The sequence below is a fragment of the Nocardioides lijunqiniae genome (genome assembly GCF_015024225.1).
Classification (GTDB): Bacteria; Actinomycetota; Actinomycetes; order Propionibacteriales; family Nocardioidaceae; genus Nocardioides; species Nocardioides lijunqiniae.
In genome coordinates this window covers 24188-41707 of the sequence record NZ_JACJGM010000005.1, presented here as the reverse complement: position 1 = coordinate 41707, position 17520 = coordinate 24188, and the positions used below count along the sequence as shown (strand labels likewise).

16 protein-coding genes are annotated in these 17520 nt (G+C 71.1%); 5 read left to right on the top strand and 11 right to left on the bottom strand.

The genetic code is table 11. From position 1 onward, the window contains the following. Nucleotides 1–72 precede the first annotated feature (72 nt). Nucleotides 73–738, top strand: a complete 666-nt coding sequence (locus IRQ30_RS03905) for a LuxR C-terminal-related transcriptional regulator (RefSeq protein ID WP_338089558.1) — start codon at nt 73–75, stop codon at nt 736–738. A 66-nt stretch (nt 739–804) separates the two neighbouring features. Here the strand turns inward: IRQ30_RS03905 and arfA are convergent, their stop codons facing one another. The 4 genes from arfA to IRQ30_RS03885 all read right to left on the bottom strand — a co-directional run bounded on the left by arfA (nt 805) and on the right by IRQ30_RS03885 (nt 5493). After that, nucleotides 805–2220, bottom strand: a complete 1416-nt coding sequence (gene arfA / locus IRQ30_RS03900) for an arabinosylfuranosidase ArfA (protein WP_193611723.1) — start codon at nt 2218–2220, stop codon at nt 805–807. 30 nt (nt 2221–2250) lie between these two features. Continuing rightward, entirely contained in the window at nt 2251–3438 is a 1188-nt protein-coding gene (locus IRQ30_RS03895) for an Nramp family divalent metal transporter (RefSeq protein ID WP_227466960.1), read from the bottom strand. A gap of 82 nt (nt 3439–3520) precedes the next feature. After that, nucleotides 3521–4348, bottom strand: coding sequence for an SDR family oxidoreductase (locus IRQ30_RS03890; protein WP_338089557.1), 828 nt, complete (start codon nt 4346–4348; stop codon nt 3521–3523). After that, nucleotides 4345–5493, bottom strand: coding sequence for an amidohydrolase family protein (locus IRQ30_RS03885; protein WP_193611722.1), 1149 nt, complete (start codon nt 5491–5493; stop codon nt 4345–4347). Before IRQ30_RS03885 ends, IRQ30_RS03890 begins: the two co-directional genes overlap by 4 nt. Nucleotides 5494–5594: 101 nt before the next feature. Here IRQ30_RS03885 and IRQ30_RS03880 point away from each other — a divergent pair, with 101 nt between their 5' ends. The 3 genes from IRQ30_RS03880 (at nt 5595) to IRQ30_RS03870 (ending at nt 7744) form a co-directional block, all read left to right on the top strand. Beyond that, the gene (locus IRQ30_RS03880; RefSeq protein ID WP_193611721.1) at nt 5595–5945 is read left to right on the top strand and encodes a Rieske (2Fe-2S) protein; all 351 of its coding nucleotides are present in this window, start codon (nt 5595–5597) and stop codon (nt 5943–5945) included. 35 nt (nt 5946–5980) lie between these two features. Then, nucleotides 5981–6406, top strand: coding sequence for an RbsD/FucU domain-containing protein (locus tag IRQ30_RS03875; protein WP_193611720.1), 426 nt, complete (start codon nt 5981–5983; stop codon nt 6404–6406). A 117-nt stretch (nt 6407–6523) separates the two neighbouring features. Beyond that, a complete protein-coding gene (locus tag IRQ30_RS03870) occupies nt 6524–7744 on the top strand; it encodes an endo-1,4-beta-xylanase (RefSeq protein WP_193611719.1) in 1221 nt (406 codons plus the stop codon). Between the two features lie 55 nt (nt 7745–7799). Here the strand turns inward: IRQ30_RS03870 and IRQ30_RS03865 are convergent, their stop codons facing one another. The 5 genes from IRQ30_RS03865 to IRQ30_RS03845 form a co-directional block, all read right to left on the bottom strand. After that, complete coding sequence (locus tag IRQ30_RS03865; protein ID WP_193611718.1) at nt 7800–8984, bottom strand: cupin domain-containing protein; 1185 nt, start codon at nt 8982–8984, stop codon at nt 7800–7802. Continuing rightward, the gene (locus IRQ30_RS03860; RefSeq protein WP_193611717.1) at nt 8981–10003 is read right to left on the bottom strand and encodes a carbohydrate ABC transporter permease; all 1023 of its coding nucleotides are present in this window, start codon (nt 10001–10003) and stop codon (nt 8981–8983) included. Before IRQ30_RS03860 ends, IRQ30_RS03865 begins: the two co-directional genes overlap by 4 nt. After that, on the bottom strand, nt 10000–10968 hold the full coding sequence (locus tag IRQ30_RS03855) for a carbohydrate ABC transporter permease (protein ID WP_193607843.1): 969 nt from the start codon (nt 10966–10968) through the stop codon (nt 10000–10002). Before IRQ30_RS03855 ends, IRQ30_RS03860 begins: the two co-directional genes overlap by 4 nt. 93 nt (nt 10969–11061) lie before the next feature. Then, the gene (locus IRQ30_RS03850; RefSeq protein WP_193607844.1) at nt 11062–12384 is read right to left on the bottom strand and encodes an extracellular solute-binding protein; all 1323 of its coding nucleotides are present in this window, start codon (nt 12382–12384) and stop codon (nt 11062–11064) included. 181 nt (nt 12385–12565) lie between these two features. Continuing rightward, on the bottom strand, nt 12566–13384 hold the full coding sequence (locus IRQ30_RS03845; RefSeq protein WP_193611716.1) for a helix-turn-helix domain-containing protein: 819 nt from the start codon (nt 13382–13384) through the stop codon (nt 12566–12568). Nucleotides 13385–13432: 48 nt separating this feature from the next. On the opposite strand from IRQ30_RS03845, the gene IRQ30_RS03840 reads away from it, so the two are divergent. Then, on the top strand, nt 13433–14461 hold the full coding sequence (locus IRQ30_RS03840; RefSeq protein ID WP_193611715.1) for a LacI family DNA-binding transcriptional regulator: 1029 nt from the start codon (nt 13433–13435) through the stop codon (nt 14459–14461). 10 nt (nt 14462–14471) lie between these two features. On the opposite strand, the gene IRQ30_RS03835 is transcribed toward IRQ30_RS03840, so the two are convergent. Both IRQ30_RS03835 and IRQ30_RS03830 read right to left on the bottom strand, forming a co-directional pair. Continuing rightward, nucleotides 14472–15428, bottom strand: a complete 957-nt coding sequence (locus IRQ30_RS03835) for a zinc-binding dehydrogenase (RefSeq protein ID WP_193611714.1) — start codon at nt 15426–15428, stop codon at nt 14472–14474. Next, nucleotides 15425–17419, bottom strand: coding sequence for a hypothetical protein (locus IRQ30_RS03830; protein ID WP_193611713.1), 1995 nt, complete (start codon nt 17417–17419; stop codon nt 15425–15427). The genes IRQ30_RS03835 and IRQ30_RS03830 overlap by 4 nt, the downstream gene beginning before the upstream one ends. Nucleotides 17420–17520 lie beyond the last annotated feature (101 nt).

Here is a 17520-nt window from a genome sequence, read left to right as displayed (position 1 = left end):
TGCCGGTCTGGACCACCTGGGTCCTCCCGCAGGATGTCGACTGGAGCGGGGGCCGCACCTAGGGTGACGAGGGTGACGAACTCTCGCCCGCTGCGGCTCGCCATCGTGGACGACTACGCCGTCGTGGTCGCCGGGGTCGCGTCCTTCCTCGCCGCCGAGGCGATCGACGTGGTCGAGACCGGTGCTTCGCAGGCGGTCGTCAGCGATGTCGACGTCGTCCTGTACGACACGTTCGGTCAGGTCGAGGGCCGCGGCATCGATCTCCAGGACTTCGTCCGGGAGAGCGACGCGCAGGTGGTGGTCTACAGCTGGAACGTCCAGCCGGAGATGGTGAGGGACGCGGTCGCCCACGGCGCCCGCGGCTACCTCTCGAAGGTGCTGACCGGCCCCCAGATCGTGGCGGCGCTCCGGCGCGTCGTCGCCGGTGAGGTCGTGGTCCTGACCGGTGACGACGAGACCAGCGTGGGCGGCGACGGTGACTGGCCCGGCCGCTCCATCGGGCTGTCCCCTCGCGAGGCGGAGGTCGTCGCCCTGATCGCGCAAGGACTCAGCAACAAGGACATCGCCGCCCGCGCGTACCTGAGCGTCAACACGGTCAAGACCTACATCCGCACCGCCTACGGCAAGATCGGGGTCGCGTCCCGGTCCCAGGCCGTCATCTGGGCACTCGACCACGGGTTCAAGCCTGACACCCTGCGCACCGTCGACCCCGCGTTGGTGCTCCGCTCACCGCGCTAGGCACTGACGGGCGCGCGCCCCAGGTGCGATCCCGGTCGAGGCACCCGCCCACCGTCGAGCAGCCGCTCAGGCACGCTGTCCGAGATCCACCACGGTCCACGACAGGGGCGCGACCTCCAGCTCGCGCGCTCCGTCGAGCGTCGCCTGCGGGAACCCACGGAGGGCCACCCTCGTCCTCGCGGTCGACGTCTCGGAGCGGTTGACCAGCACCAGGACCACGGCGCCGCTCTCCTCGTCGTACGTCGCGGTCGCGTCCAGCAGGGGCACCTCCCCGGCCTCCGCCTCGTACGTCGCCACCCGCGGCTCGACCCGCAGGACCTCGCCCCGCGCGGCGGCGGCGATCCGCGCGAACGGCTCGAAGGTCGTCTGCCTCCACGCCGAGCCGCCGGGGTCGGTGCGGATCGGCGCGATCACGTTGACGAGCTGGGCGAGGCAGGCCAGCGAGACCCGGTCGGCGTGGCGCAGCAGGGTGACCAGGAGGCTCGCCACCATCGTCGCGTCCAGGTCGTCGTAGGTGTCCTCGAGCAGCGGCGGCGCCTGCGGCCACCGGTCCGGGTCGGGGTCGATCCAGCGGCTTCGGTACCAGACGTTCCACTCGTCGACGGCCACCTGGAGCCGCTTGGGCGAGCGCAGCGCCGCCCCCACGTGGTCCGCGGTCGCGACGACGGCGTCGATGGCGAGGTCGAGCTCGTGCGCGGTCGCGAGGTACGCCGCAGGGGTGCGACCCGTCGGGTCGTGGTAGCTGTGCAGGGAGATGTGGTCGACGGTGTCGTAGCACTCCTGGAGCACCGCGGACTCCCAGGTCGCGAACGTCGCCGACGCGGGGGCCCAGCTGCCGCAGACGACCAGCTCGATGCGCGGGTCGACCATCCGCATCGCCCGCCCGGTCGCGGCGGCCAGGCGGCCGTAGTCCGCCGCCGGCCGGTGCCCGATCTGCCACGCCCCGTCCATCTCGTTGCCGAGGAACCACAGCCGCACGTCGTACGGGTCCTCGGCGCCGTGGGCCCGGCGCAGGTCCGAGAGCCGGGTGCCACCGGGGTGGTTGCAGTACTCCACGAGGTCGACGGCCTCCTGCACCCCACGGGTGCCGAGGTTGACGGCCAGCATCGGCTCGACGTCCGCGCGGCGGCACCACCGCATGAGCTCGTCGGTGCCGAACGCGTTGGTCTCGGTGGCGTGCCAGGCCAGGTCGAGCCGGGTCGGGCGGTGCTCGCGCGGACCCACGCCGTCCTCCCAGCGGTAGCCCGAGACGAAGCTCCCGCCCGGGTAGCGCACGGCGGTCGTGCCGAGTCGGCGCACCAGGTCCAGGACGTCGGTGCGGAAGCCCTCGTCGTCGGCCTCGGGGTGGCCAGGCTCGAAGACTCCTCCGTGAACCGCCCGTCCCATGTGCTCCAGGAACGAGCCGAACAGCCGGGGGTCCACCCGCCCCACCCGGAAGTCGGGACTCAGCGTGATCGCGGCGTCGTACGTCTCGATGCTCATCGGTCGTCCTCCAGGCTCAGCGGGCACGGGTCAGCCGGTCACGGTCAGCGCGACCAGGGTCAGGTCGAGGGCGATCACGAGGGCGGCCACCACGGCGACGACGCGGACGACCCCCTCGCCGGAGACGGGGGGCCGGTGATCGCGCGAGGCCAGCACCAGCGGCACGAGCGCGAAGGGCAGGCCCAGCGCGAGGACCACCTGCGAGTGGACGAGCACCGCGAGGGGCTCGGTGCCCGAGGCCAGCAGCGCCAGGGCCGGCACCAGCGTCACGGCCCGCCGGACCAGCTGGGACACCCGGCGCCGCAGCAGGCCGCGCATGATGGCCGCCCCCGCCTGCGTGCCCACGGCGGTCGACGCGAGGCCGGAGACGAGCAGCGCCACCGCGAACGCCGTGCCGGCAGCAGTGCCGAGGCCGCCGGAGAGCGCGTCGTACGCCGCCTCCAGCGAGTCGCCGTCGCCTCCCCCGAGGGCGGCGGCGCCCAGGACCAGCATCGAGACGTTGACCGTGCCCGCGACGAGCATGGCCAGCCCGACGTCCCAGCGTGCCGTGCGCAGCCGCTCCTCGACGCCGGCCGCCTCGTGCTGGGCGCGCTCGCGCGTCGAGCGGTCGTCGCTCGCGAGCGAGGAGTGCAGGTAGACCGCGTGCGGCATGACCGTGGCCCCGACGATGCCCGCCGCCAGCAGGACGGTCTCGCTGCCCCCGAGCCGGGGCAGCAGGCCCTCGGCCAGCTCGCCGGGGCTGGGCGGCACCTGCACGAGGCCGAACGCGAAGCACAGGCCGATGACGGCCAGCGACCCGGCGCACACCACCTCGAAGAACCGCGTGCCCAGGGCGTCGCGCAGCACGAGCAGGACCATCGCGGTGAGGCCGGCGACGAGGCCCGCGGGCACCAGTGGCATCCCGAGGAGCAGGTGCAGCGCCACGGCCGCGCCCACGATCTCCGCCACGTCGGTCGCGACGGCGACGAGCTCGGCCTGGCCCCAGTAGGCGAGCCGCGAGACCCGGCGGCGGCTCCGCGCCGCGACGTACGCCGGCAGCGACCCGCCGCTCACGATGCCCAGCCGCGCCGAGAGGTACTGCACCGGTGCGGCCATCAGCGTCGCCAGGACGACCACCCACAGCAACAGGTTGCCGTAGGCCGAGCCGGCGGCGGTGTTGGTCGCGACGTTGCCCGGGTCGACGTAGGCGATGGCGGCGACGAAGGCCGGCCCGAGCAGGCTCCAGCGCGGGCCCCGCGAGGCCGGCCGCCGCACCGGCGTACGGCGGTCGGCGGCGACGTGGTCGGTCACCGGCGTGACGTCAGACCGTGACCGGCAGGCCGCCGGTGACGGCGAGCACCTCGCCGGTGACGTAGGCCGACTCGGCGGACGCGAGGTAGACGAACGCGCCGGCGACCTCCACCGGCTGACCGGCCCGGCCCATCGGGGTGTTCTCCCCGAAGGACTCGGTCATCTCCTCCGGCATGGTCGCCTTGACCAGCGGCGTCCAGGTCGGCCCCGGCGCGACCGAGTTCACGCGGACGCCGTCGCGGGCGGCCGACCACGCCAGCGCCCGGGTGAAGGTGGCGATGCCGGCCTTCGTGGTCGCGTAGTCGAGGAGCTCGGGGGACGGCGAGCCCGCCTGCACCGACGACGTGTTGATGATCGAGGAGCCACGGCCCATGTGCGGGAGGGCCAGCTTGCACATCCAGAACATGGCGTAGAGGTTCGTGCGCATCGTCCGGTCGAACTGCTCGGTGGTGATGTCGGCGATCCCGCCGAGCTGGGCCAGCTGGTAGGCGGCGTTGTTGACGAGCACGTCGATCCTCCCGTGCTCGGCCACCGTCCGCTCGACGAGGTCGCGGCACGCGTCCTCGTGCGTGAGGTCGGTCGGCATCAGCGTGATCGACCGCCCGGACGCCCGGACCAGCCGCGCCGTCTCCTGGGCGTCCTCGTCGTCGCTCTCCAGGTAGCAGATCACCAGGTCGGCGCCCTCGCGGGCGAAGGCCAGCGCCACGGCGCGTCCGATCCCGGAGTCGCCGCCGGTGACCACCGCGACCTTGTCGCGGAGCCGGCCGTGGCCCTCGTAGGAGTCCTCGCCGTGGTCGGGCTGCTCGGACATGGAGGCGGTCAGGTGGGCGTCGGTCACAGCCGGTCTCCGTAGGTCTCGATCGCGTTCTCGCTGGCCACCCGCTGGCGCATCGCCTCGGGCAGCGTCTTGAGCACGTGCCGCGGGTCGTCGAAGTCCCAGTGCGGGTAGTCGGAGCTGAACATCAGGGTCCGCTCGGCGTGGGCGATCTCCAGCAGCGTGTGCAGGTGGCTGCGGCGCTTCGGCTCCGGCATCGGCTGCGTCGTGAAGCGCACGTGGTCGACGAGGTACTCGCTCGGGAGCCGCCGGACCCACGGCACCTCGTCGCGCAGCCCCTTGACGTTCTTGTCCAGGCGCCACATGACGTCGGGAATCCACCCGAGCCCGCCCTCGGTGATGACTACCTTGAGCGTCGGGAAGCGCTCGAAGACGCCGTGGACGACCAGGCTGGTGACGTTGGCCTGGAACACCTGGCTCAGGCCGGTGTGCCACTCGACGTAGTAGGTGGGCGTGCCGCCGGCCATCGGCGGGGACGTGCGGAAGATCCCCTCGCCGGAGTTGGGGTGCACCGCGACCGGGATCCCGGCCTCGGCCGCCGCCTCGTAGATCGGGTAGTAGTGCCGCTGCCCCATCAGGATGTTGGTCAGCGGCAGCAGCACGCCCACGAAGCGGCGGTCCTTCTCCGCCCGCCGGATCTCCTGCGCCGCCAGCTGCGGGTCCTGCGCCCCGACGACGAGGTAGCCGCGGTAGCGCTCGTCGGCGTCGAACCAGGTCGCCGCCATCCAGTCGTTGTACGCCGACGCGATCATCGCCGCCGCGTCCGGGTCGGGCATGGCGCCCAGGCCCAGCACCTCGCCGCCGATCAGCACGGCCCGGTCGATGCCGTTGCCGTCCAGCAGCTGCTCGGCGGCGAAGGCCGGGTCCGAGCAGGGCGAGGAGCCGTCGGGGGCGCGGGCGTCGTCGCGCAGGACACCGGCCTGGTTGACGTAGAGCATGTTGCGCGGGATCGACACCGCCTCGCGGTGGCCCACGGTCGTCAGGCTCCGGCGCTCGTCCAGGCCGAGCCGGCGCTGGGCCGCCTGGGAGAGGAACGGCCGGAGATCGGTCATGCCGTGGCGCATGATCGGGTGCACGTCGCAGTCGACGAGCGAGTAGCGGGGCGCGACGGCCTCGTCGGCGGCGGCCTGGTCGAGCAGTTCGGTCATGAGGGCTCCTGTGGGCGAAACCGTTGCGCAGACGGGCGCGGAGACGGCAGAGTCATGCATAGCAAATCGTTTGGCACGCGTACAGAGGTAGCGAGGACACAATGGACGTTCGGGTGGGCACGGTCGACGAGGTGCGCAGCGAGGGCTGCCGGATCGTCGACGTCGGGGGACGCCGCATCGGCGTGATCAGCGTCGGCGACGACTTCTTCGCGATCAACGACAAGTGCCCCCACATGGGCGCCTCGATGAGCGCGGGCTCGCTGGGCGGCACGATGCTCGCCTCGACCCCCCACGAGTACGTCTACGGCAAGGACGACCGCGTGATCCGGTGCCCCTGGCACGGCTGGGAGTTCGACCTCGAGACCGGCCGGTCGCTCCTGGAGCCCAAGCGCAGCGGGCTGGGCGTCTACCGGGTCACCCAGGAGGACGGCCACGTCGTCCTCCACGCCTGAGGACCGCTTCCCCTCCGACCGAGAGAAGGACCCCCGTGCTCAAGGGCATCGACCCCCTGCTGTCCGCCGAGCTGCTCGGCCACCTCGCCGCCATGGGTCACGGCGACGTCCTCGCCCTCGTCGACCGCAACTTCCCGGCAGCCTCGGCCGCCCAGCGGCTGGTGACCCTGCCGGGTGTCGACGTGCCGCGCGCCGCGCGGGCCATCCTCTCGGTGCTGCCGGTCGACACCTTCGTCGAGCCGGCGGTCCTGTGGATGGGGGCCGTGGGCGACGAGGACACGGTGCAGGAGGTGCACACCGAGCTGTCGACGGTCGTCGACGAGGCCGAGGGGCGCCCCGTCGCGGCCGCCGCCGTCGAGCGCTTCGAGTTCTACCGGCGCGCCGCCGAGGCGTACGTCGTCGTGGCCACGACCGAGGAGCGGCCCTACGGGTGCTTCCTCATCACCAAGGGCGTCGTCTGAAAGTTCCGCGGAAGGGGTTGCCTCCGCACGTGCTGGGTCTTACCGTCGATGCAATTCGATTTGCGTGACGTCCGTCACAGACCGTTCCGGGACGGTCGCCCACCGTGGAGGAGACCCATGTCCGAGACCGTCAACCTCGACCGTCGATCGCTCCTGCGAGGCACCGCCGGGCTCGCCGGCCTCGCCGCCGCCGGGGCGGCCGGCCTCACCCTGCCCGGCACCGCCGAGGCCGCCGTGTCCGGGGCGGCCGCGGGCATCCCCAGGACCGGCCGCCCACCCCTGTGGAAGCAGGCCGACCGCAAGGGCCTGGTGTTCGGCTCCTCGATCGCCACCTGGCAGCTCGACAAGACCTACCCGCGCCTGCACGCGCGCGAGGCCGGCCTGCTGTTCACCGAGGACGACCTGCTCTGGTACCAGCTCAAGCCCCACCCGGACGCGCCGCTCAACTTCGGTCCCGGCGACCAGATCGTCGACCTGGCCGAGAAGAACGACCAGCTCGTCATCGCCGCCCACCTCGCGTGGGACGAGGGCTTCGGCGACGGCTGGAAGGAGAAGGACCTCTGGGGCCTGAACAAGAAGCAGGCCAAGAAGCTGCTCTACACGGTCATCCGACGCGAGGTGCGCCACTACAAGGGCCGGGCCGACGGCTGGATCGTCGCCAACGAGGTGACCGACCCCGAGGAGGCCGACCGCTACGGCTTCCGGACCAACATCCCCTGGTACAGCACCATCGGGCCCTCCTACATCGCCAACAGCTTCCACCTCGCCAAGAAGCACGACCCCCGGGCGCTGCGGATCATCAACGAGTTCGGTTTCGAGACGGTCAACGAGTGGGGCGACCGGCCCGAGCCGCGTCGTCGTGCCTACCTCAAGGCCATCGACCGGCTGCTCGACATCGGCGCACCGGTCCAGGCGGTCGGGATCCAGGGCCACCTGCTGGCCGACGGCTTCCACGACAAGTTCGACGAGCGCGGCTACCGCAGGTTCCTCAGCGACATCGCGGACCGCGGGCTGCCGATCCTGATCACCGAGCTCGACGTCCTCGACGAGGGCATCCGCCGAGGGGCGAAGTTCCGCGACCGCAAGGTGGCCGACGTCTACCGCCACTACCTCGACGTGACGCTCGACGAGAAGGCGGTCAAGGCGGTGATCGCCTTCGGGCTCACCGACCGCTACACCTGGCTCGACGAGGACCAGCCCCGCGAGGACGGCGGGCACCGTCGGCCGCTGGCGTTCGACCGTCAGCTGCGGCCGAAGCCGGCCTACACCGCCATCAGCAACGCGTTCCGGTCCGCGCCGGTGCGCAAGCGGCTCTGGAAGCCGAAGAAGGGCCGCTGAGCGGCTCGGGCCCGGCCGTCAGGCCGGGCCCGCGTCGGCTCGACGAGGGTCGCGCTCAGCGTCCCCGTGCCTCGATGCGGGGCGCACCGGTCTGCAGGCCAGGGCCGAAGAACGTGTAGACCACCAGGTCCTCGCTCCCGGTGTTGGCCACGTCGTGCTCGCGCGTCGCCGCGTCGTGGGTCACGACCAGCTCGTCGCGCCCGGGCTCGCCGCCGGTCACGTCGTGCCCGGCGTAGGTGCCCGAGCCGGACCAGGCGAAGACGCTGTAGACGCCGGGCTCGACGACCCGGTGCGTGGCGCCCGGCGGCACGACCAACCGCTTGCCGGCGTACTTCGTGGTGTTGTAGAAGATCCAGCTCTCCACGCCGTCGTCGCCGGCGGCGCGCGGCACGAGGTGACGGTTCTCGTAGAACCACGGGTCGCCGTTGACCTCCCAGTCGACGAAGCGCAGCGGGAACCGCTCGCCCTCGGCGTCGCGGTCCGCCGCGCGGACGTCCTTGAACAGCAGGTCCTTGGAGATGATCCGGCCCGCGTTGAGCGCCTGGAACATGGCGAGGACGTCGGAGTCCTCCTGCAGCTCGAGGGTCAGCGCCGTGCCGGGGGCGTGCAGGACGCCCGACGGCACGTGGAAGCCCTCGCCCGCGACCTGGAGCTCGGCCCGGGCGTGCCGCAGGACCAGGTCGCTGTCCCAGTCGACCAGGTAGGGCAGCAGGACGTCGCCGGCCCCCTGCTCGGCGATCCACGGGTGCACGCCGAAGAACGTCTCGGGATGGCGGCCCGCGTCCGGGCCCGGCAGGAAGTGGTACGACTCGTCCTTGGCGTTGCAGCCGACCAGCGACGCGAACTCCTGCGGCGGGTGGATGTGGTACGGCAGCCGGTAGGCGTAGTCGAAGATCTTCGCCAGCCGCCCCAGCCCGGCCGGGTGGGCGGCGGCGTACGACTCCCCCAGCACCGCCGCCGGGTCGGCGGCGACCGCGTCCCGCAGGAGCATCCGCTCGCCGTGCTCGCCGACGACGTGGCTCAGCCCCTCGTCGTCGGGACCCACCCGGTTGTCGGCCCTCGTCGTGGACGCCAGCCAGCGCTCGCAGACCGCACCGCGCTCCCCCAGGTCGTAGGCGTCCTCGGGTAGGCCGAGCCGGCGACCGGGCGGCAGGAAGTCCCGCGCGACCCAGGCCGGCTCGCAGCGCAGCACGCCACCGCCGTCGGCCAGCAGCCGGTGCAGCAGGTCCCGACCGGTCACTCCTTGAGCCCCGTCACCGCGATGCCGCGGACGAAGTGACGCTGGAAGATCAGGAAGACGATGATCATCGGCAGGGTCGCGATCACGGACCCCGCGAAGAGCAGGTTCCAGTCGGTCTTGTTCTGCACGACGAACAGCGCGAGCCCCACCGGTGCCGTGGTCTTGTCCGGATCGCCAGAGGTGATCAGCAACGGCCAGAGGAAGTCCTCCCAGGCCCCCTGGAACGTGAAGATCGCGTTGGCGGCCAGCGCCGGCATGCACAGCGGCAGCACGACGTTCCAGAAGATCCGGAACTCACCGGCCCCGTCGATGCGCGCGGCGTCGAGCAGCGCGTCCGGAATCGACATCATGTACTGGCGCAGCAGGAAGATGCCGAAGGCGCTGACGATGCCCGGCATGATCAGGCCCCAGTAGGAGTTGAGCCAGCCGTGGCCACCCATCCCCATCCAGTCGTTGCCGCCGAAGAACGGGATGTGCTGGACGATGATGTAGTTGGGGATCAGCGTGATCTGGCCCGGCACCATCATCGTGGCGAGGAACAGCACGAAGATCACGTTGCGCCCGGGGAACTTGCGCTTGGCGAAGGCATAGGCGCACAGAGCGTTGAAGAACGTCTGCAGCACGGTGATCGTGATGGCCACGAACGCGCTGTTGGCGAACCACTTCCAGTCACCGTGGCCCTGCGACTGCTGAGCCTCGGTCAGCTCCCCGACGTTGAGGAAGCCCTTGTATCCACTGAGGGTGGGGTCGTCGGGCAGCCACGTCGGAGGGTTGGCGAAGATCGTGCTCATCGGCTGGAACGACGCGCTGATCATCCACACGAACGGCGCGACGAACAGGATGGCGATCGGCGCGAGCACCAGGTAGGTGCCGACCTTCGCGCCGGTGCTCATGTGCTCGCGGTCGCGCACCGCTCCGGGGCGGCGCCGCCGACGACCGCGGCGCACCTGCTCGGGGACGACGGGCTCGAGCTCGCTGACGAAGCGGCTGGCCGTGGGCTCCTCGGTCACGCCGGTCATGAGGACGCCCCGTCCCGGAAGAGCCGCAGCTGGAAGCCGGTGAAGACCAGCAGCATCGCGAAGAGCGCGAAGGCCAAGGTGCTGGCGTAGCCCATGTCGTAGTACTTGAAGGCCCACTGGTACATGTAGTAGACCATCGTGGTCGTCTTGTTGACCGGGCCTCCGCTGGTCATCACGAAGATCTGCGTGAAGACCTGCAGCGAGCCGATGATGCCCATGACCAGCAGGAACAGCGTGGTGGGCCGCAGCAGCGGGATCGTGACGTGGCGGATGCGCTGCAGCGTGCCGGCGCCGTCGAGCTTGGCCGACTCGTAGAGCTCGTGCGGGATCGCCTGCAGGCCCGCGAGGTAGATGACCATGGAGAAGCCGACGCCGCTCCAGACGGTCATCAGCACGACGGCGGGCATGGCCAGGTCCTTGTCGGAGAGCCACAGCAGCGGCTCGTCGATGATGTGGCCCTTGACCAGGTAGTAGTTGAACAGTCCGTAGTCACCGTTGTAGAGCCACTTCCACAGCAGCGACGAGACGACGAACGGCGTCACGACCGGCAGGTAGTAGGCGGTGCGGAAGATCGCGCGGCCGCGCAGTGGCTGGTTGAGCAGCAGCGCCAGGCACAGCCCGATGATCATCGTCAGGGGGACCGAGGCACCCGTGAAGTAGATGGTGTTGAGGATCGACGTCACGAACCGCTCGTCGTGGATCATGTCCTCGTAGTTCTGCGTCCCGACGTAGGGCTTGTCCGGCTCGATGATGCTCCAGCGGTGGAAGGTCAGGTAGAACGCGAAGGCCAGCGCCGCGAGGGTGAAGACGGAGAAGATGATCATCCCGGGCGCGATGAAGAGGTACGCCGACCTCTCGCGCCAGATGCGTCTTCCCAGGCTGCGGCGTCCGGACTTCCGGGCGCGTGCGCGACCGGGCTCCTGGTCCGGGGCCGGCGCGTTCCTCTGCGCCACGGCCGTCGACATACCTGCTCCTCTGCTGTCGGTGTCGGGGGGTCGTGCGTTGCGAGCGTCCGCCCGGGCCGGGGAGAGCCCGGCCCGGGCGGAGGCTGGCGGGCGTCAGCCTCGGGCGAGGATCGCCTCGGCCTGCTGCGCCGTGTTGTCGAGCGCCTCCTCGGCGCTCTGGTCGCCGTACATGGCCTTGCCGAGCTCGTCGTTGAGGATCGTCTCGATGCGGGGCCACTTGGGGTTGGAGGCCGTGGGGGCGACGCCGCACTTCATCAGGTCGATGAAGCCCTTCAGGACCGGCTTCTTCTCGGTGATCTCCTTGCCCTCCAGCAGCGGGGTGAGCGGCGGGAGCAGCGTGCCCTCGGTGCCGTAGGTGGTGCGGGCCAGGACGTCGGGACGCGACAGGAACTCCATCCACAGCCAGGCGGCGTCCGGGCTCTTGGTCTGGTCGAGCATGACCAGCGAGTCGCCCGCGATCGTCGTCTTGCAGCCGGCCTCGCCCTCGGGGAGCGGCGCGGTGGCCCACTTGCCCTCGATGTCGGGGAACTCCTCGAGGAGCGTGCCCGCGAACCAGGCGCCGGCCATGTACATGCCGACCTGACCCTCGGCGAACGCGACGCGGCCGTCCCACGAGTTGGAGTTGAGGTAGTCCTTGGGCGCGTACTTCGCCAGGTTGACGTAGTACTCGGCGGCGGTCTTCGCCTCGTCGCTGGTGAAGGCGATCTCCTTACCGTCGGGGCTCATCAGGTCCCCGCCGGCCTGGTAGAGCCACGGCTGGAAGTAGTAGGCGGACTCGGGGGCGAAGACCTCGAAGCCGTACTGGTTCTTGGACTCGTCGGTCAGCGCCTCGGCCGCGTCCTCGAACTCCTCCCAGGTCGTGGGCGGGCCCTCGATGCCGGCCTCCTCGAACATGTCGGTGCGGTAGAAGAGCCCGGTGGTCTCCCCACCCATGGGCAGGCCCCACATCTTCTCGTCGTAGGTGACGAACTGGCGGAAGGCCTCCACGTAGTCGTCGGGCTTCACGACGTCGCTGCGGTCGATGTAGTTGACGAGGTCGACGGCCGCGCCCCTCGAGGCGTAGTCGGCGACGTCGCTGGCGTTGACGTAGGCCACGTCGGGGGCGTTGTTGCCGGCGATCCGGGTCGAGAGCACCTGTGCGGCCTGCTCGGCCGGCACGTTCTCGAACTTGATCGTGATGTTGGGGTACTCCTCGTGGAACTCGTCCGCGAGCTTCTTCCACTCCGGGGTGTTCCCGAGCCACGAGAAGAAGGAGACGGTGGTCGGCTCGGCCGGCTGCTCGACCGGGCCGGGACCCTCCCCCTTCGGCTCCTGCTTCGGGCCGTCGGACTCGCCGCCACAGGCGGCCAGACCCAGCGACGCGACGATCGCCAGCACGGCGACCGAGGCGATCCTGCGGGGCGACTTTGTTCTCACCGAATCAACTCCCTTGCTTTCGTTCGAGCGTTGGCGCGGAGACCCCGATGGACCCGATGCAAATCGTTTGGCTCCGTGCCGGAAGCATCGTTGTGGCCCCCCGTCCTTGTCAATGGATTCGCGTGGTTTCGGTCACATCCATGTTCACATCGTGACGTCCGCAGCGGCGGGAGCAGCCCGGTCAGGCGTGGCGCTCGGACGGGGCCACGCCGTACCTGCGCCGGTAGGCGCGGCCGAAGTGGGACAGGCTGTTGAAGCCCGCGGCGTGGCACACCTCGGTGACGGAGAGAGCGGTCGCGACGAGGAGCGAGCGCGCGAACCGCAGACGGCGTTCCTGCAGGTAGGACTGGAAGGACGTCCCGGCGTACTGGCGGAACCGCTCGCTGAAGTAGTTGGGCGAGAGGTGCGCGATGGTGGCCACCGCCGCGAGCGTCAGAGGCTCCCGGAAGTGCCGGTCGACGTGGAGCACGGCGGCACGCAGGTCGGCGTCCGCGGGCGACGGCGCCCCCCGACCCGGGTCGTCGACGCCCGCGCGCCGGGCGAGCTCGACCACGAGGCAGGCGACCACGGCCTCGGCCACCCGCGCCGAGCCCAGCCGAGGCTCGGCCAGCTCGCGCTGGAGCCGCTCGAAGTCGGGCGCTGCCCCCTCGAGGTCCGGCACCAGCCACGGCAGGCCGTCGGAGGCGGGCGCCCCCAGACCGGCGAGCTGACGCTCCATGAGCTCGGCGGAGACGACGGTGTTGTAGCAGGTGAGCGGCGCCTCGCCTCGGCTCCGGATGGCGTGGAAGTCGGCCGGCGAGAGCAGGAAGGCGTCTCCGGCCCGGAGGCTCAGCGCCTCCCCGTTGACGACGTGGTCCGCCTCGCCCGAGATCACCAGGCCCAGCTCGTAGTAGTCGTGCCAGTGCACGTCGACGGTGCGCAGGTGCGGGCGCATGACCCGGACGCCCACCGCCGGCACGCCCAGGGCGTCGGCACTGAAGCGCTCGACCGGGTCGGTCACCGGCCGCCTCCCAGTCTCAAATCGTTTTGGGTGGGCTAGGGTATCCGCATGCCGCGCAGCCAGTCGACCACGAGCCTGGCCGCCCCCGTCCGCGTCACGATCGCCCATGTGGCGGACCGCGCCGGCGTCAGTCCCACCACCGTCTCCCACGTGCTCTCGGGCAAGCGCGTCGTCGGCGAGTCCACGCGCCAGACCGTGATGGATGCGATCGCCGAGCTCGGCTACCGGCCCAACCACGTCGCCCGCCACCTGCGCACCCGCCAGTCGCACATGCTGGCGGTGCTGGTCCCCGACATCACCAACCCCTTCTACGCCGTCCTGACGCGCGGTCTCGCGGACGCCGTCGACGCCGCGGGCTACGGCACCTTCGTCGGGAGCACCGACGGGCAGCACGACCGGGAGCGCAAGCTGTTCCAGGACGTCATGGACCGGGGCGTCGACGGCATCGTCTTCGCCTCCGGCGAGCTGGCCTCCGAGATCACCTTCGGGCCGGGCGACCACACGACCCCGATCGTGTGCATCGGCGACCACCTCGAGCACCCGCTGTGCGACGCCGTGATCCCCGACGACGAGGCGGGCTCGCGGGAGGCCGCGGCGTTCCTCGCCCGTCAGGGCTACTCGCGGATCGCGATGATCCAGGGCCCTCCCCGCTACGGCACCGGGCGCACCACCGGCTTCCGCGCCGCCATGCAGGCCGCCAAGCGGCCCGTGCCGGCGGAGCACATGGTGCGCGGCGACTGGACCCGCAAGGGCGGCTACCAGGCCATGCAGGCGCTGATGGCCCTGCCCGAGCGGCCCGACGCCGTCTTCTGCGCCAACGACCTGATGGCGATCGGTGCGCTCGACGTCGCCCACGAGCTCGGCCTCTCGGTCCCCGAGGACGTCGCGATCGTCGGCTTCGACGACGTCGACGCCGCCACCATCGTCACGCCGCAGCTCACCACCGTCCGCAACCCCGCCTACGACCTGGGGAACGCTGCCGGCGACCTGGCCCTGAGCCGGCTCACCGGGCGCTACCGCGGAGCCGGCCGCACGGTGGTCCTCCCCTGCCCCCTCGTGGAGCGCGGCACGGCCTAGGGGCCCGTCGTCACCCGGTCTCCGGGAAGGCGATCACCGCCTTGGTGAAGCCCTCGGGCTTGTCGAGGAGCATCGCGAACGCCTCGTCGATGTCCTCGAGCGCGAACCGGTGGCTCACGAGCCGGTCCAGCGACAGCATCCCCGCCCCGTGCAGCCGCATGCCGACCTCCATGCCGCGCAGAATGACGTCGACGTCGCGGAAGTGTGCGTTGACGAGGTCGAAGGCCATCCAGTTCCAGTAGGCCAGTGGCAGCGTCCGCTCCGGGCCCTGGTGGAAGCCCACGACCGCGATCCGCCCACTCATCCGGGTGGTGTCGCCGCACGCCGTGAGTGCAGCCTGGGTGCCGGTGCACTCGAAGGTGATGTCGGCGCCGCGCCCCTCGGTCACGGAGCGCACCACGTCCGGCAGCGACTCGCGGGTGACGTCGACGACCCGGGTCGCCCCGAGCCCGTCGGCCCGCTCGAGCGCGTCGCGGCGTGCGTCAGCGACGACCACGTGGCGCGGTCCGCGCAGCGACACCAGCTCCTGCACCAGGTTGCCCATGAAGCCGGCACCGATCACCACGACGTCGTCGCCGAGCCGCACGTCGGCGGCCTCCACGGCGTTGACGGCGCAGGCGACCGGCTCGGCCAGCGCGACCTCGAGAGCACCGTCTCCCACGGAGAAGCAGTAGGCCGCTCGCACCGCGACGTACTCGGCGAAGCCGCGCTCGGTGACCCACACCCCCACCGGTTCCCCCACCGCCAGGTCGGTGACGTCGGCGCCCAGCTCGACCACCACGCCGCTGACCTCGTGGCCGGGGTGACGCTCCTCCCCCGGCGGCGGGCCGTCGAGCCACGGCTCCAGCTCGGACGCGCAGACGCCCGAGACGGCCACCCTCACGAGCACCTCGTCGGGTCGCACCTGTGGGACCGGGACCTCCTCGACCTCGAAGGAGCGGGGGCCCCTCAGGACCGCGATCCTCACGCCAGGTCCCCGTCGTGGAGGACCACGATCCCGTAGACGCCGAGCGCCGGCAGGCGGACGACGTGCGCGCCGGCGTCACGATCCACCGCGAGGGGCGTGCGGACCCCGTCGGGCGTGACGAGCGTGGCCTGAGCCCGGTCCTTCGGGAGCCGCACCCGCAGGAGCACGTCGTCGAGCACCCGGACCGCGTCGGCGGACCGGTCGTAGTCGTAGTTGACCAGGTGCAGGGCGTAGGAGCCGTCGGGAAGCTGCTGCAGGTTGCTGGACAGCGGCGCCCCGGTGTCGACCTGACGTCCGTGAGGCAGCAGCTCGTCCAGGTCGTCGTGCCGCGCCGCACGGATGCCCTCGTGACCCGAGAGCCGCTCGGCCACCAGGTCGGTCGCCACGACGGTGCCGCCACCGTCGAGGTAGCCCCGGACCGCCTGCAGCTGCGCCTCGGTGAGCGCGTGCACGTCGGGCAGCACGACGGTCGAGTAGCGCGCCAGCGCCTCGGCCGTGGCCCGGTCGGGCGCGGTGACGCCGTCGGGCCAGATCACGACGTCGAACGGCACGGCGGCGTCAGCCAGCGTCTTGGTCACCACGCGGTAGGGCACCACGACCGACTCGTCGCGCAGGTTGGTGGTGTTGTCGCTGGCATCGGCCTTCCCGATGAGCTCGCGGGTGCTCTCGACGCTGTAGACCACCGCGACCTCGTTGGCGGTGCTGCGGGCGACCAGGTGCTCGTGGTCGGCGAGGAACGCCTGGATCTCCGTCGCCAGCCCGTGGGGGGCGTAGAAGGAGTCCTCGATGACCGATCCCATCCACGAGCCGTAGGGCACCGACATGTTGGCGCCGAAGGCCGCGGCCTCGAAGAGCGACAGCCGGAACAGGTCGTGCCCCTTGCCCTCGGCCAGGAGCTCGATCAGCTCGGGGACGATGCCGCCGTAGGGGTTCTCGACCACCACGACGTCCTTGTCGCCGGCGAACGCCGCGACGTAGCGGTACCACTCCGGCTGCTGGTAGGTGGTGTTGCGCATCTCGGTGATGACCAGGTCGACGTCGTCGGCCAGCGCGAGGTACATCGGCTCGAGGTTGAAGAAGTTGCCCGACAGGATGATCTCGCGACCGAGCGAGCGGCCGTACTCGCGCGCGTAGTCGGCCAGCTCGCCGAAGTAGGTCTTGATCGCCCTGCACTGGAAGGCGTAGTAGTCGCCGAAGAGCGGCGTCGACTCGCGACCCTCCTTGAAGTTGTAGCCCTGCTCCAGCAGCCACTCGCCGTAGTGGAACGTCGCGAGGTCGACGCCGTCGAGGGCGACGTCGACGGCCGACGGGCGGAGCTCCTGGAGGTAGGCACGGAACCCCTTCATGCAGTCCTTGCAGAAGCACGCGCCGTACTGGAACGCGCCCATCGGCAGCTCGGCCTCGTCGAGCTGGATGCCGTCGGCGCCGGCGTCCAGCTGGATCCGGATGACCGCCTTGAGGTACTCGCGCCAGACCGGGTTGTTGCGGTCCATGTAGTAGCACTGGTGCTCGCGGTCGGGGCACTCCACCCAGTGGGCGTGGCACGGCTCGCCGTGGATGTCGCGGACCACGCACTCGTCGATGAGGTCGGTGACCGGCTCGCCGTCGGAGTTGACGAGGCCCTCGGGGAAGTAGTGCTCGACGGGCTTCCAGAGCTTCGGGTAGCGGTTGGAGGAGAACTCCCGCAGCCCCATCCAGTCCCGCTTGCCGACGCCGCGCAGCTCGTTGATCGCCAGGACCTCGTCCTCGTCCTCGCTCAGCTCGACCGGGAACTCCCAGCCCTGCGCCTCGAAGACGATGCCGAGCACCTTGATGCCCCGCTCGTGGCAGGCGGCGATGAACTCGCTGTCGTTGACGAAGCCGTAGAAGCGCGAGCGGGCGTCGACCGGCCCGAACGCCTCCTGCTCGAGGTACGGCAGGGAGAGGGAGCCGCCGCCCATCGAGGCCCAGACCAGGACGGTGGCGCGGAAGTCGACGAGGTCGTCGACCATGCGAAGCCGCCTCGGCGGCAGGCTCGGGTGGTAGCAGTGCTGGCGTGGGAACCAGGCGTCGAAGTAGACACCGCGGTGCATGGGCGGACCTTCCTGGCCGT